This is a genomic window from Sphingomonas sp. PR090111-T3T-6A (genome assembly GCF_000383095.1).
Taxonomy (GTDB): domain Bacteria; phylum Pseudomonadota; class Alphaproteobacteria; order Sphingomonadales; family Sphingomonadaceae; genus Solisphingomonas.
The window spans coordinates 133093-148317 of record NZ_AORL01000019.1 but is presented as its reverse complement, the minus strand read 5'-3'; the positions used below and the strand labels follow the sequence as shown (position 1 = coordinate 148317).

At 64.8% G+C, this 15225-nt stretch carries 12 protein-coding genes; 2 read left to right on the top strand and 10 right to left on the bottom strand.

Going from position 1 to position 15225, the window contains the following annotated elements; genetic code table 11:
• Nucleotides 1-63: 63 nt before the first annotated feature.
• From ST3T6A_RS0109525 to ST3T6A_RS0109515, 3 genes are all read right to left on the bottom strand, one after another.
• Entirely contained in the window at nt 64-1599 is a 1536-nt protein-coding gene (locus tag ST3T6A_RS0109525; RefSeq protein WP_019832684.1) for a tryptophan halogenase family protein, read from the bottom strand.
• Nucleotides 1600-1660: 61 nt separating this feature from the next.
• Nucleotides 1661-1786: a hypothetical protein gene (locus ST3T6A_RS22140; RefSeq protein WP_019832683.1), complete on the bottom strand. Its 126-nt coding sequence runs from the start codon at nt 1784-1786 to the stop codon at nt 1661-1663.
• Nucleotides 1787-2269: 483 nt separating this feature from the next.
• Nucleotides 2270-2716 (bottom strand): MarR family winged helix-turn-helix transcriptional regulator, encoded by a 447-nt coding sequence (locus ST3T6A_RS0109515; RefSeq protein WP_019832682.1) that lies wholly within the window; start codon nt 2714-2716, stop codon nt 2270-2272.
• A 90-nt stretch (nt 2717-2806) separates the two neighbouring features.
• On the opposite strand from ST3T6A_RS0109515, the gene ST3T6A_RS0109510 reads away from it, so the two are divergent.
• Nucleotides 2807-3460: a glutathione S-transferase family protein gene (locus ST3T6A_RS0109510; RefSeq protein WP_019832681.1), complete on the top strand. Its 654-nt coding sequence runs from the start codon at nt 2807-2809 to the stop codon at nt 3458-3460.
• A gap of 476 nt (nt 3461-3936) precedes the next feature.
• Here ST3T6A_RS0109510 and cobA read toward each other — a convergent pair whose 3' ends face one another.
• The 7 genes from cobA to ST3T6A_RS0109475 all read right to left on the bottom strand — a co-directional run bounded on the left by cobA (nt 3937) and on the right by ST3T6A_RS0109475 (nt 13430).
• Nucleotides 3937-4752 carry a uroporphyrinogen-III C-methyltransferase gene (gene cobA, locus ST3T6A_RS0109505; RefSeq protein WP_019832680.1) on the bottom strand — a complete coding sequence of 272 codons (816 nt, stop codon included), beginning with the start codon at nt 4750-4752 and terminating at the stop codon, nt 3937-3939.
• Complete coding sequence (locus ST3T6A_RS0109500; protein ID WP_026359572.1) at nt 4739-7339, bottom strand: nitrate reductase; 2601 nt, start codon at nt 7337-7339, stop codon at nt 4739-4741. Before ST3T6A_RS0109500 ends, cobA begins: the two co-directional genes overlap by 14 nt.
• A gap of 2 nt (nt 7340-7341) precedes the next feature.
• The gene (gene nirD / locus ST3T6A_RS0109495; RefSeq protein WP_019832678.1) at nt 7342-7680 is read right to left on the bottom strand and encodes a nitrite reductase small subunit NirD; all 339 of its coding nucleotides are present in this window, start codon (nt 7678-7680) and stop codon (nt 7342-7344) included.
• A gap of 4 nt (nt 7681-7684) precedes the next feature.
• Complete coding sequence (gene nirB / locus ST3T6A_RS0109490; protein WP_026359570.1) at nt 7685-10192, bottom strand: nitrite reductase large subunit NirB; 2508 nt, start codon at nt 10190-10192, stop codon at nt 7685-7687.
• A gap of 14 nt (nt 10193-10206) precedes the next feature.
• Nucleotides 10207-11448 carry a nitrate/nitrite transporter gene (locus tag ST3T6A_RS0109485; RefSeq protein ID WP_026359569.1) on the bottom strand — a complete coding sequence of 414 codons (1242 nt, stop codon included), beginning with the start codon at nt 11446-11448 and terminating at the stop codon, nt 10207-10209.
• Nucleotides 11449-11646: 198 nt separating this feature from the next.
• Nucleotides 11647-12852 (bottom strand): CmpA/NrtA family ABC transporter substrate-binding protein, encoded by a 1206-nt coding sequence (locus tag ST3T6A_RS0109480; protein WP_019832675.1) that lies wholly within the window; start codon nt 12850-12852, stop codon nt 11647-11649.
• Nucleotides 12849-13430 carry an ANTAR domain-containing response regulator gene (locus ST3T6A_RS0109475; RefSeq protein ID WP_019832674.1) on the bottom strand — a complete coding sequence of 194 codons (582 nt, stop codon included), beginning with the start codon at nt 13428-13430 and terminating at the stop codon, nt 12849-12851. The genes ST3T6A_RS0109480 and ST3T6A_RS0109475 overlap by 4 nt, the downstream gene beginning before the upstream one ends.
• An 827-nt stretch (nt 13431-14257) precedes the next feature.
• On the opposite strand from ST3T6A_RS0109475, the gene ST3T6A_RS0109470 reads away from it, so the two are divergent.
• Nucleotides 14258-15220, top strand: coding sequence for a hypothetical protein (locus ST3T6A_RS0109470; RefSeq protein WP_157602684.1), 963 nt, complete (start codon nt 14258-14260; stop codon nt 15218-15220).
• The last annotated feature ends 5 nt before the right edge of the window (nt 15221-15225 follow it).

The following is a 15225-nucleotide window of genomic DNA, read 5'->3' as shown; positions in this document are numbered from 1 at the left end:
TGCAGAGCGCGGCCTAAGGATCGCATTTGGGCGCGTAGCTGCCCAGCCGCCTGCTTGCTATTTTCAGCCACTCAACGCCAATTCGGCGGGATGGGCGCGCGCGAAGGCTGGCTCCTCGGCGGGACAATAAGCCTTCAGAAAATCGGGGTGACTGGCCATCCCTTCGACAAGCTCCGCGATTTGCGTGCGCATGCTGGCCAACTCACTTCGAAGCTTCTCCTCGGGCATCATTTCTGCGAGGCGATGATAGCCGCGCGGCTCATAACCTTGACCAAGGAGGACCGAGGCCCAGCTATCCACCCGGAACAGCTCGTGGGGCAACTGATAGGCTCGCGCGTCTTCCCGCCACAAGGCGAGCCGTTCCTGCAGGCTGTGGGGCAGCTCCATCGTCCGGCAATGGCGCCAGAAGCTGGAATCCTCGCGCTCGGTGATGTGGTAGTGCAGAATGATGAAGTCGCGGATATTCTCGAATTCCTGCCGTGATTTTGCGTTGAAGTTGTTGATCAGAGCATCGGTGCAGCCATTGAACGGGAAATCCTCGATCAGGCGCGTCACCGCGGCCATCATGAGATGGATGCTGGTGGACTCCAGCGGCTCGATGAATCCGCCGGCCAGCCCCAGCCCGACGCAATTCCTGGCCCAGGATTGGACGCGCATTCCGGTCTGGAAACGGACCAGCCACGGATCGACGGTCGGCTCCCCGTCGATCTCGGCCATCAGCCGCGCCTGAGCCTCATCGTCGGACATGGACTGGCTGTTGAAGACGAAGCCGTTACCTTCGCGATGCTGGAGCGGGATGCGCCACCTCCAGCCGGCCTCATGAGCGATCGCAGAGGTATAGGGCCGCGGCGGATGGACGGACCGGGACTGCACCGCCACCGCGCGATCCGTCGTGATCCAGCGGCCCCAATCCTCGAACGCGACACCCAGAGCCTGACCCAGCAGCAACGAGCGGAAGCCCGTGCAATCGATGAAAAGGTCGGCTTCGATCCGCTGACCTGAGTCCAGCTCGATCGCATCGATGAAGCCGCTCTCGGGATGCAGCGCGACATGACGGATTTTGCCTTCGACGCGCGTCACGCCCGCCGGCTCGGCAAGGCCGCGCAGGAACCGCGTATAGCTGGCGGCATCGATATGATAGGCATAGCTCGGCGCGACCGGTGGGCTGAGCGACATGCGGTTCGCCTCGCCCGCGACATATTCCAGACAATAATCGTTGAGATCGCCGCCAAAGCCCCTTGCCCGGGCATGGAGCCAGAAATGATGGAAGTCCGCCATCCAGCTCCAGCGCCGCCCGATCGTACCAAACGGGTGGATGTAGCGATCGCCGATCCGCCCCCAATTCTCGAACTCGATGCCGAGCTTGATGGTCGCCTGCGCGGCGGACATGAAGACGTCTTCCTTGATCCCCATCAGCTTGTGGAAAGACTTGAAAGTCGGGACGGTGGATTCCCCGACCCCGATGGTGGAAATCGCGTCCGATTCCACCAGCGTGACATCGATAAGCGGCCCCAAATGGCGCACGAGCGCCGTAGCCGTCACCCAGCCCGCTGTGCCGCCACCCGCCACAACCACCCGCTTCACGATCCGGTCCGTCATGACCACACTCCCGATCCATTTGTTCGACAGCCGTTCGACGGCTCTTTCCTGATGGCAGGCCTCATGCGGGCCGGACGAGCCCCAGCTGGTCGAACAGACGCTTCATCAACCACCCCATGGCACGACAGGCGGCGATGATGACGAACATCTGCAGAAAGAACGCGACGCTCAATTGGCCTAAGCCCATGCCCCCTGCCCCTCATCCCTGCTCTACTCGACAGCGCTATCAACGGCGGTCGGTCGTAAGGCGGTTTCGACGTTAAGGAGACGCAATCCGAGGAAGTGAGCAAGCGATTTCCGGCCATGGAAGCGGCGCTTCTGCTGGTTTTTGAGAACCAATGCCGTCTTGTGGTAGCGATGTCACAAGGTAGGTACGTGCCTACATGACAGGTCGTTGACATGGCCGTTAGTACAACCACCAGCGCTTCTGAACGAACGGAAGCTTCCGGGATCGGCTAAGGACACGTCGAACGTCCAAGAATGGGCGGGTGCAGACGTGTCTCCCGCTATGAATGAATGTCCGGTTTCGGGATCGGACCAAAGCCGCAGCAACGACCGACATGGGGCGCGGAACTGCCGGGCAGCGAGCAATCCCTTTGGACGTGCACATGCTCACCGATCCCGCGTCCCCGACGATCGGACAGCGGTTTTCCTCCGAGGTCGCCTCCCTTCAGATGCGAGCGAGCAAGTCCAATGCATCACGCGGCGTCTCCAGATCGCAGCCGCCAAGTCGACCATCGATTGCTGCATGCGTATCCCGCCAGATCGGCAGTGCGGCGGCGAGCGCCTCGCTTCCCGCTTTGGTAAGCACCAGCAGATGGGTCCGTCGGTCAGTCGGTGACGGCTCGATCCGCACGAAACCGCGTCGTACGAGCCGTTTAAGCGCCGCCGTCAACGTCGTACGGTCCATGCACAGCAAGTCGGCAACCGGAGCCATGGACGGTGGATCGGGACGGTTCAGCGCCATCAGGAGCGAGAATTGCTGGTTGGTGAGTCCCGCCGGGCGTAACGCCTCATCAAAGTGCCGTGCCAGTGCGCGCGCTGCCCGTTGAGCATGGAGGCAGAGGCACGTGTCGCGGACGTGAAGTGTGGTTTCGAAGGGCACCAACTTTGACATGTCTCATTTATGTTGATATCAACTCAAATATCAAGAGGAGAGACATCTCCCCCGCTCGTTACGCAACGCATTGCTGAGGAGAGGATAGCCATGGTCCCGACCATCACCGCATTCAAATGGGTCCCCGAGTTCGCGCGCGGCTTCGTTCGCGACATTCGCGCACGGTGGGCCTTTGAAGAGGCCGGCCAAGCTTATGCGGTCGATCTCGTGGATGGCACATATGTCAAAAGCCAGACCCACCGCCACTTCCAGCCTTTCGGACAGATACCGACATTCCGTGACGATAAGGTCGAGATTTTCGAATCCGGCGCGATCGTGTTGCACATCTGCGAGACGAACGGGGTGCTCGTGCCGGCAGAGCCCAGCGCCCGCATAAAGGCAGTGCAGTGGCTGATTGCGGCTCTCAACTCTGTCGAGCCTTGGGTGATGCAGCTCGCGGTCGTCGATATATTCGAAGCGGATCGTGACTGGTCGAGCTCGCGCCGGCCCAAGGTGCTCGATGACCTTCACGGACGTCTCAAGGATTTGTCGGACGCACTGGGTGAGAAGGAGACTCTCGACGGCGGCGCGTTCACCTTCGGCGATCTGATGATGGTTTCGGTGCTCGGTGGATTACGGGGCACGGCTGTGCTCGACGCCTATCCGAACCTCGCCGCCTATGTGGCGCGTGGCGAAGCCCGTCCGGCTCACCGGAAAGCCATGTCCGACCATATGGCATCGTTCAGCGACGAAGCCGCCGCTTAAATCCGGCCGAGGGCAGATGGCCAGAGTTCAACCAGGGAGGCGAGCGCGACTAATATGACAGAGGCGATGGTAGTCGCGCCGCTCCGATCCACCGCCAGGAAAAGGTTGACGACTAGAAACCAGACGGACCGGAGTCGATAGCCGACGTGACGCCAGGCCATGGCTGCTAAGCGGCGCTCAGCCGTCCGACTGTTCACGCCAGAGAGCACCAATCTGGATGCGATTGATTGGGCCCAGCCTCCGCTGGCGGCTCTCGGCCGACATCAGACATTCGAGACCCACCGCTGTATGACCGCACTGAACGGAAGCGGTCGTTCGCTGATGGTGCACCGACGGGACGGCAATGCCTCAATTTTCGACTTTCAGCGCATCCGATCGATCGTTCGGGCGATTGGATGGCGGCGAAGGGGCGTTGCCGGCTTACAGCTTACGATGTTCGCTGCCTCTCAGCATTGGACGCATCAAAAGGCATGAGACTAGGAGCGACAAAGGTTAGCGGTCTCGCGGTCAGCACGAAAATGCTGTCCAATATCCCGGTCGCCTCGACCGAGGGTCCGCGATCCCACTGCGTCACCGATCAGCAGCATTGTCGGGTCGTCGTCGCTGATGGCCTTCACCAAAAATGGCAGAGCCGAAAGCTGGCCACGGATCAGCCGCTCCGTCGGCAGCGACGCGTTGACGGCGACCAGGACAGGCGTATCTGCTGCCATTCCGGCTGCGACCAGAGCGTGGGCCACCTCGGCGGCTGCGACACGTCCCATGTAGATGGCGAGCGTGGCGGAACTCGCGGCCAGCGCCTGCCAGTCCAGCGCCAACGGCTCGCCGACGCGGGTGTGCGCCGTCACCAATGTCAGCCCACGCGCAACGCCGCGCAGTGTCAGCGAGATGCCAGCAGACGCCGCGGCAGCACTGGCTGCCGTGACGCCCGGACAGATCCGCACCGTCACCCCGGCCGCCAAGAGATGATGGATCTCCTCGGTCGATCGCCCGAAGATCGAGGGGTCGCCGCCCTTGAGCCGTATCACCCGACGCCCCGCCTTGGCCGCCGTCAGCAGCAGGGCGTTGATGCTGCTCTGATCCCTGGAGTGACGCCCCGACCGCTTGCCGACGCTCACCCGCTCGACCTGATCCGGCACCAGATCCAGCACGGCGCAGCCGACCAGTGCGTCGTGGAAGACAATGTCCGCTGTCGTCAGCAGCCGCTCGGCCTTGCGCGTCAGCAGCTCCGGATCGCCCGGACCGGCGCCGACCAGCCAGACCTCTCCTGGCAGGAAATCGTCATTCCGCGGCATGGAGCATCTCCTTCTGACTATGGATGATCTGGGCGATCCTCGGTCGGCAGGAGCCGCAATTAGTGCCGGCCTGCAACGCCTTGCCGACCGCCGCGACATCGGTGAGCCCGTGTGCGGCGATCGCGGCGGTCAGCGTGTGCAGTCCGACGTCAAGGCAGACGCAGACGATCGGACCGCGATCGACCTGCGCACCGGCCGGACGCCCGGCGAGGACGGAGGCGCCCACCGCCTCCCCCAGTTGCGCGATCAGCCAGTCGCGCGACGGCAGGCTGCCGTCGTGGGCGACGAACAGCGTGGCCATCAGCCGACCATCGACCATGACAGCCTTGCGGTGAAAGCCCCGTCGGGCATCGCGCACTTCGATGCGTTCGCCCTTGGGCAGGCAAGCGTCCAGCCGCACCGGATCGCCCACGCCCGCCAGCTCGTAGAGCGTGCCGGCAGGGACCGTGATCCGTGTTGCCCACAGACAATCCGGCACCAGCTCGGCATAACCGCTCAGCAGCAGGAAGCCGCGCCATTCGACCGAGACTTTCTCGGCTCGCGCGGGCGTCTGCTTGAAACCCGGCTGGCCGCTATGCGGATCGGCCAGCGGGCGTGGCAGCAGGCCAGTGCGGCCGCCGGTCGATTGGCGATCGGTCCAGTGGATCGGAGTGAACAGTTCGCCGATCCGCTGACCTTCGCTGAGGTTCACCCGGAACAGGCTCTCACCCTGGGGCGTCGCGACACGGGCGATATCCCCGTCGGCAAGCCCCAGCGCTTCGGCGTCGCGCGGATGGATCTCCAGCATCGGTTCTTCGCGATGGCGGGAGAGCTTGGGCGAGAGGCCGGTCCGCGTCATCGTGTGCCACTGGTCGCGATAGCGTCCCGTGTTGAGCGTCATCGGCCATGGAGCGAGCGGCCCGGCGAGCGGGGCCTGCCGCACCGGCACCAGCCGCGCCCGGCCATCCGGTGTCGGGAAGCGCCCGTCGGCGAAAGGTCGTCCGCCCCAGGAGAATGGTTCCAGTGCGTCATAGGCCTCGTTGCCGATCGCGGCATGGTCCCCAAGGTCGAACAGGCGCGCCCCCTCGTTCTGATAGGTCGAAAGGCGGGCATGCTCACGCCAGATATCGGCCGGGCGGTCATAGGCGAAGGCATGCCCCCACCCCATGCGGCGGCCGACTTCGCTGACGATCCACCAGTCCGGTCGCGCCTCGCCGGGCAGTGAGAAGAGCGGACGCTGGCGGCTGATGCGCCGCTCCGAATTGGTGACGGTGCCGTCCTTCTCGCCCCAGCCGGCGGCCGGCAGACGGACATGCGCAAGGCGCGTGGTGTCGGTGTCGGCGATCACGTCGGAGACGACGACGAAGGGACAGCCCGCCAGCGCGTCGCGGACGCGCCCGGCATCTGGCATCGAAACGGCAGGATTGGTCGCCATGATCCACAGCGCCTTGATCCGCCCCTCGCCCACCGCGCGGAACAGGTCGACCGCCTTAAGGCCAGGTTTCGTCGCTAAGTGCGGGGCCGACCAGAAGCGGCCAACCCGCGCGACATGCTCGGGAGCGAAGTCCATGTGCGCGGCGAGGCTCGAGGCGAGGCCGCCCACCTCCCTCCCCCCCATCGCATTGGGCTGACCGGTGATCGAAAAGGGCGCCGCACCCGGCTTGCCGATCCGCCCCGTGGCGAGATGGACATTGCAGATCGCGTTCACCTGATCGGTGCCGCGCAGCGACTGGTTGATGCCCTGGCTGAACAGGGTGATCGTGCGAGGGTGGGCGGCGAAGAGCTCGTAGAAGCGCTGAAGGTCCGCCGACGGCAAGTCGCATATCGCGGCGACCGTCCACAGGTCCTGCCCTTCGCCCAGATGTTCCCAGAAGCCCTCCGGCACGCTGACGCCCGCGGCGAGATAGGGCTGATCCAACAGCCCTTCCCGCCAGCAATGGGCCAGCAGGCCGTTCATCAGCGCAACGTCCGTACCCGGCCGGATGGCGAGGTGCAGATCGGCATCCTCGCAGGTCTCGGTCCGGCGCGGATCGATCACCACCAGCTTGGCCCCGCTCGCCGCGCGGCGTGCCTGGATGCGCTGATAGACGATCGGATGACACCAAGCTGTGTTGGAACCGACCAGCACGAACAGATCAGCCTCGTCTAGGTCGGCGTAGCCCGCCGGGACGACATCCTCGCCGAAGGCACGGACATGCCCCGCCACCGCGCTCGACATGCAGAGCCGGGAATTGGTGTCGATATTGGCCGAGCCGATAAAGCCCTTCATCAACTTGTTGGCGACATAATAATCTTCGGTCAGCAGCTGGCCGGAGACGTAGAAGGCCACGCTGTCCGGCCCGTGTCGCGCGATCGTTTCCTTGAAGCGACGGGCCACGAGGTCGAGCGCCTTGTCCCAGCTCGCGCGCTTCTCGCCGATCATCGGATGCATCAGGCGCCCTTCCAGCCCCACCGTTTCGCCCAGATGCGTGCCCTTGGAGCACAACCGCCCGCTGTTGGCGGGATGGTCGGGATCGCCCCGGATCTCGACCGATCGCGGCCCGGTCGGCACGGCCAGCACGCCGCAACCGACACCGCAATAGGCGCAGGTGGTGCGGACGGCCGTCATCGTCAGGCAGCGGCCTTCAGCGTCGACGCCCGGCACAGCAGCACCCGACCACCGCTCAGCTTCACCGGAATGGTCGGCGCGCAGCCTTTGTCGCCGCCCTGTGCCTCGCCTGTCGCGAGCGCGATCTGCCAATTGTGCAGCGGGCACGCGACGCTGTGACCGTGGACGATGCCCTGGCTCAGCGGGCCGCCCTTGTGCGGGCAGCGATTGGCGAGCGCGAAGACCTTGCCATCGGCAGTGCGGAACACCGCCACCTCCTCGCCACCCGCCACAGGCACCGTGCGGGAACCGCGCACCGGGATCTCGTCGACCCAGCCGATATCGATCCAGTCTCCGATCATCTGCTTACTCCGCTGCGACAGCCGGCATCGGCTGGAATTCGGCCATGGGATGGTGAAGCTGCCGGTCGGCGCCGGCGGCGCGTGTCGCCCATGGGTCGTCCTGGCTGAAGCTCTGGGAATGGAGGAAGCGCCGCGTCAGCGCCTTGCGATTGCCCTCATCCTCGACGATGCGCCGCTTCACATAGTCGAGCCCCACCCGTTCGACCCAGGGCGCGGTGCGCTCCAGATAGCGCGCCTCCTCGCGGTAGAGCTGGGTGAAGGCGGCGCAATATTCCATCGCCTCCTGCTCGGTGGCGACCTTGCAGAGCAGGTCGGTCACGCGGACCTTCATCCCGCCATTGCCGCCGACATGGAGCTCATAGCCCGAGTCCACGCAGACCACGCCGAAGTCCTTGATCGTCGCCTCGGCGCAGTTGCGCGGGCAGCCCGAGACCGCGATCTTGAACTTGTGGGGCATCCAGCTGCCCCAGGTCATCTTCTCGAGCTTGACGCCGAGCCCGGTCGAATCCTGCGTGCCGAAGCGGCACCATTCGGAGCCGACGCAGGTCTTCACCGTGCGCAGCGCCTTGCCATAGGCATGGCCCGAGACCATGCCGGCGGCGTTCAAATCGGCCCAGACGGCGGGCAAATCCTCCTTGCGGATGCCGAAGATGTCGAGCCGCTGGCCGCCCGTCACCTTCACCATCGGTGCATGGTACTTCTCCACCACATCGGCGATCGCCCGCAGCTCGCGCGGATTGGTGAGGCCGCCCCACATCCGAGGCACCACCGAATAGGTGCCGTCCTTCTGGATGTTGGCGTGAAGCCGCTCGTTGACGAAGCGGCTCTGCTGGTCGTCCTCATAGTCGCCCGGCAGCGCGCAGAGCAGGTAATAATTGAGCGCGGGCCGGCAGGAGGAGCAGCCGTCCGGCGTCGACCAGTGCAGCCGCTGCATCACCTCCGGGATCGAGCGCAGCCCCTGCGCCACGATTTCCCGCCGCACATCGTCATGGGTGAAGCTGGTGCATTGGCACATCGTCTTCGGCCCGCTTTCGACCTCGTCGCCCAGCGTCACCGCCAGCAAGGTCTCGACCAGCCCGGTACAGGAGCCGCAGCTCGCCGACGCCTTGCAGGTGGCGCGCACCGCATCCAGACTGCATGCGCCGCCCGCGATGGCGGCGACCACCTGGCCCTTGCTGACGCCGTTGCAGCCGCAGATTTCCGTGTCGTCGGAAAGCGCCGCAACGGCCGCCTTAGGGTCCGTGCGCCCACCCCCGGAGGCATAGGCCTGGCCGAAGATCAGCATGTCGCGCAGCATCGCGACATCCTCGCCCTTGCGCATCAGGTCGAAATACCAGCCGCCATCGGCCGTATCGCCGTAAAGGACGGCGCCGACGACGCGATCCTCCTTCAGCACCACCCGCTTGTAGATGCCGCGCGAGGCATCGCGCAACACGATGTCCTCCGTGCCTTCGCCACCGGAGAAATCGCCCGCCGAAAAGACATCCAGCCCGGCGACCTTCAGCTTGGTCGAGGTCACCGAGCCGCGATAGCCGGTCGGCTGCTCGACCAGACCGTCGGCCAAGGCGCGGCACATCTCCCACAGCGGCGCCACGAGGCCATAGACCAGGCCGTCATGCTCGACGCATTCGCCGACCGCGAGCACCGCGGGGTCTGAGGTCACCATATGGTCGTCGACCTTGACGCCGCGCCCGACCTCCAGCCCGCATTCCCGCGCCAGTGCCACCGACGGACGAATGCCGACCGCCATCACGACCAGGCTCGCCGGAATCTCGCGCCCGTCCTTCAGGCGCACGCCCTCGACCCATCCGTCGCCGACGATCTCGGCGGTGTCGGCGCCGGTCAGGATGGTCTGACCGCGCGCCTCCAGCGCGGTCTTGAGCAGCCATGCCGCCGCCTCGTCCAGCTGACGCTCCATCAGCGTCGGCATGATGTGCAGCACCGTCACCTTCATGCCGCGCAGGGTCAGGCCATGGGCTGCCTCCAGCCCGAGCAGTCCGCCGCCGATGACGACCGCGTCGCCACCCTTCTCCGCCGCCGCCAGCATGCGGTCGACATCGTGCAGGTCGCGGAAGCCGATAACGCCGTGCAGATCGCGGCCCGGCACCGGAATGATGAAGGGATCCGAGCCCGTCGCGATCAGCAGCCGGTCATAGGCGACGGTACGGCCCGAGCGGGAAGTGACCGTCTTCGCGGCGCGGTCGATCCTCTCGACCGGGTCCGCGACGATTAGATCGATGCCGTTGTCGGCGTACCAGGCGCGATCGTTGATGACGATCTCGTCAAACGTCTTCTCCCCCGCCAGCACCGGCGAGAGCATGATGCGGTTATAGTTCACATGCGGCTCGGCGCCGAAGATGGTGACGCGGTAGCGGCCGGCGTCCCGCGCCAGAAGTTCCTCCACCGCGCGGCACCCAGCCATGCCGTTGCCGATGACGACGAGGTGCGGAAGTGCGGCCTGCACCGTCCGGTCGTCAGCCGCGGCACCCAGATCCTGTTCGTAGAAGTCCATGTCTGTCGCTCCGATCAAATGCGGACGCCGGCCGCCGCCGCGTCCCACGTCGCGCGCCACCGCCCCTTGATCGCGGCCAGCGCCATAGCGGCCGCCAGCGCGAGACCTGCGAAGATGAGGAAGCCCGGCGCGAAGCTGCCGGTCAGCTGCCGGGCGATGCCCAGCGACGAGGCGAGGTAGAAGCCGCCGATGCCGCCCGCCATGCCGACGAGCCCGGTCATCACCCCGATCTCCGCGCGGAAGCGCTGCGGGACCAGCTGGAACACCGCGCCATTGCCGGTGCCGAGCGCCAGCATCGCCACCACAAATAGGCCGAGCGCGCTTCCCAACGTCGGCGCGCCGCTGACGCCGGCCAGTGCCGCCGCGGCGACCAGATAGACCAGGCTCAGCGTCTTCACCCCGCCGATCCGATCCGCCAGCGCCCCGCCCAGCGGCCGCACCAGCGATCCGGCGAAGACACAGGCCGCGGTGCAGGTGCCGGCCATGACGATGGTCAGCCCGAAGGCCTCGGTGAAGTAGATCGGCAGCGAGGCCGCCAGCCCGACGAAACCCCCGAACGTCACGGCGTAGAAGGCCATCAGCCACCAGGCGTCCGCCTGCTTCAACGGCTGGAGATAGTCGATCAGGCGCCTGGGCGCGGACGTGCCGGGCGCATCCTTGGCCATCGCCAGATAGGCCACCAGCACGATCGACAGAGGGATGCAGGCCAGGCCCAGCACCGCGTTCCAGCCGAGCGCCTTCGCCAGCATCGGCGCGAACAGCGAGGCGAACACCGTGCCCGAATTGCCCATGCCGGCAATCCCCATCGCCTTGCCCTGATGCTCGGGTGGATACCAGCGGCTGGCCAGCGGCAACGCGATCGCGAAGCTGGCTCCCGCGAACCCCAGGATCACGCCGAGCGCCAGCGTGCCGGCAAAGCTGCTGATCCCGACGCCCCAGGCGAACAGCAGGCCGGCGATGACGATGACCTGACTGATCGTACCGGCGCGTTTCGGCCCGATGCGATCGACCGCCAGCCCGTTCACCAATCGAAGGACGGCTCCGGCGAGCGTCGGGGTCGCGACCATCAGGCCCTTTTGCGCCGCCGTCAGATGCAGCGTGCGGGCGATCTCCGGTGCCAGCGGACCGAGCAGCACCCAGACCATGAACGCTAGGTCGAAATAGAGGAAGGCCGCGATCAAAGTCGGCTTGTGGCCCGCGCTCCAGAAGCCGCTGCCGGTCTCTTCCCGTCCGTCCGGCCAATAGGCGGTCGCCATATCAAATCCCCCGTCGAAAAGCGTGGACACGAAAAAAGCCGCCACCAGCCCCTCGCGCATGGCGATGGCCGGACAGCGGCTTTGCTGATCTCATGGTGGAGGAAGCCCCGTCGTTGAGGCTCGACTCCGCTAAGCGCGCATCCTTGCGCGACGGGTCAAGACTTCATCAAAGCGTCGCATTTCGCAAGTGCAAAAATATCAGCGACGGAAGCCGTTGAGATAGGCGGTGATGTCGGCCGGATCGAAGACCCGTCCGTCGAAGAAACGGTCGGGACCGAGCGTCAGGCCCGCGCTGTGCGATCCGACCGCCATCGGCTCGGACAGCGCGCCCTCGACCTTCAGACTCGCTCCCGGCATTGGCACTCCGACGCCGCCCAGCGCACGGCGATAGACGTCAGAACGAAACACCCCGGCCGCCAGCCGCTCTGCTTCCAGCGATGCCTCGGCCATCCCCCAACGGACCAGTTGCGAATAGATCCACAGCCCCTGGCTTCGCCACGGGAAGCCGGCTGCCTCGCGGTGGAACAGCATCGTTGCCGGCACCTCGACGAGCGCTTCGCCCGGCCGCGCCACCAACCGCCCCGTCAATGCCGGAAGGATCGCCTCGGCCGGGCGGTCGACATAGCCCGGTCGCGCTAGCAGGCCGGCGAGCTCGATATGGTTGGCGGGATCGTCGCACCAGGCGGCAGCGCGATCGAGCGCGATCAGTAGCCGATCGACCGTTTCGGCATTCGCCTCCATCCATTCGGTGCGGAGCGCCAGCACCTTCTCGACGCCGCGCTGCCAGATGCGGGCGCCCACGGCGACGATCTCCGCCTGCTCCTCCTGCACCGCGACGGTGCTCCAGGGCTCGCCGGCAACAAAGCCGTCGATCTCGCCCGCCTTCAACGCGGCGCCCATCAGCGACGGCGGTAGAACCCGCAGCACCAGATCACGGTCCGGGTCCATGCCCGCAGAGCTGAGCCAGTAGCGCAGCAGCAGCGCATGGCAGGAGAAGCGATGGACGATGCCGATCACCGGCTTGCGTCGATAGAGACCGATCGCAGCAGCAAAGTCGTGCGCGGTCGCCACCGGGTCCTCGATGCGGCGTAGGATGTCTGGGTCGAGCGCGGCAGCAAACGCGGTGCCCATCACCAGCAGGTTGCCGTTGACGCTGAGCTTGAACGGTGTCGCCAGCGAGGCCGGATGCTGGCTCAACCCCAGCGTCACCGCGATCGCCAGCGGCGCCAGCATGTGCGCCGCCTGCACCTGGCCGTAGACCAGCCGGTCGCGCAGCGTCGCCCAGCTTTCGGAGCGGACCAGATCCAACTCGATGTCCTGCGTGGCGGCAAAGCCCTTCTCGCGCGCGGCAACCAGCACCGCGCTGTCGGTCAGCGGCAGGAAGGCGGCAGATATGCGGGTCATGCGCCGCCTCCGAGCAGATCGCTGGCCGTGATCAGCGCCTCGGCCACCTCGACGATGCGACGGCCCTGATTCATCGCGGTCGAGCGCAACAGGGCATAGGCGTCGGGCTCGGAGAGTTGGCGGCTGTTCATCAGGATGGCTTTGGCCCTGTCGATGGTCTTGCGCTCCGCGAGCGCGGTGCGGGCCTCGGCGAGTTCGCTCTGCATGCGCGCGAAGGCATTGAAACGGCGGATGGCGAGGTCGAGGATCGGCTTCACGCGTTCCTTGCGCAACCCGTCCACCACATAGGCCGAGATGCCGGCATCGATTGCCGCCCCGATCATGGCATCGTCCGACTGATCGACGAACATGGCGATCGGACGCGCCAGCGCGCGACTGACCACGAGCATTTCCTCCAGCGTATCTCGGCTGGGGGAGCCCAGATCCATCAGCACCACATCCGGCGCCAAGCGCTCGATTCGTGCAACGAAGCCACCGCGCGGGGGAACGACATGGATATCGTCGAAGCCGGCCTCGCTCAGACCGTCTTCAAGGATGCTCGCCCGCAGCCCCGTGTCATCGACGATCACGATCCGCAAGCCTGCTATCATCCCTCATGTTGCAATTGCGAAGAAAGTGTCGGCCGCGTTGCGGTTCGTCAATCCGTTTTCCAGGAGTGCTGGTCCGTTTGGTTTGTCAATCCACGCTTCTAGCCGCGGTCCTGATCGCGGGGGCGTCTGTACTATTGTCGACGGGATCGGCTCGCCGGTACAATTAATCCCGTGCCGTCCGGGCGGTTACCGACATAGCCGCGGCCGGCGGACGAATGACCGCTCTCGCCGGAAGCTGACGTTGAGGGGGCCGGCCGTGAACGGCAACAAAGTCCCCAATGCCGCCGTACAACTGCCGCCCTGATGTAAGCTGAACGAACGAGCGGCGGCGTCCAATCCTATCAAGCTGTTCGGCGGATCGCTGATCGAGCTTTATCGTCTCGCGACCGGATCTCGCGTGCGCCGCCTTGGTGTCATCAATATCCTTTCGTCGGCGCCCGTGCTGGCCGGGCATAGACCCAGGAGCGGCGTCGCCGCTCCGCACCAAGCTGCCGCTCGTCGAGCGGTCTGCTCTGGCCAACGCGGGGAAATTTTCCCCGCTCGCGCAGTAGATTTGGGTTTCCCCAAATCTACGGTATTGCGCCTAAATTTCTTTCAGGGATGAAAAGGCTGGTCTCCCTGCCTATTTTAAGGCCTCCTCGCTGGAGCGAGAGGTTCTTTCCCCTGCCTATTCGGTCAAAACCTGCGCTGCCGAATAGGCAGGGAAAATGATCCGAGAGACGCTGCAAAGCGTCTGCGAGGCAACCATATTTTCATGAAGCCTGGACATGCAGAATGCCGAGGCTGCTTTGCGCGCAGCCTCCTGGGAGTGGCATATGCGTGATGACGTGATCGAGAAGCTCAAAGCTAATTGGCTGACCGAAGCGATGGTCACGGACCTCATCCACTCCCTGAGCGGCTCGAAGCCCGATCTGGAACATTGGATCGCTTGGATCGAACACAACCAGGCGCCTTTCGCCAGGGACAACAGAAAGGTCACGGCGAAGGCCAAGACCATCCGTTGGAGAGACAGTTCGAAGGGCTTTCCGAGTCAGGTGGCTAGCAGTCGCAACGATCTGCTGAGCGCGAAGAGGCAGCTGCAAGCTTCCCAAGCGGCGCTGGAGCAAGCGCAAGCCGCCGTAGCTAGCGCCCAGGCTCAGGTCGAAGCCTGCGAAGCCGAACAAGTCACGGTTTTGCAAACCCAGCTTGCAGCCGCCGTCGAGCGCCAGATCCGCGACGTCGTGGTGCTGGGTCCAGCGTTCCAGTTGATGCGTATCATCTCGCCATTGCAGCCGCGATCACGGCAATCGACCGAGCAGCTTTCAATGAGCCGCCCTCGCACCAAGGAAGAACTGGCACGCCAACGGGAGTCGCGCTTTCTGCAGCGCGCAATCGACGCTCTCGGTGGAAACGAGCATTTTGACGAAGAGATTCGTCGAGCGCTGATGGACATTTGCTTACGACATTGGGAGGCCGGCGATGCTGCTCTGAGAGACCCCGAAGATCTGAGGCACAGCATACGTGGCTATAAACTCACTGATGCCGAAGCGATGATGCAGGCCTATCAACAACTCGAGGAAGAGAATAGCGAGACCCCAGCGCATCCGTTCCAGGGAGACGCTGCTCTAGCCCTTGATCAAATCGAACCGCACATGGACGATTGGTGTGCATCCGTCGAGTCAGGAAAAATTGATGAAAATCTAGCTCCGCTTGTCCTCTTAGTAATTGCAGAAATATTGGACAAAGCGCGCCCTACGACAAACGGGCACTCCAGAAAAAGCCGATTAATGCGAAAATAAATCTT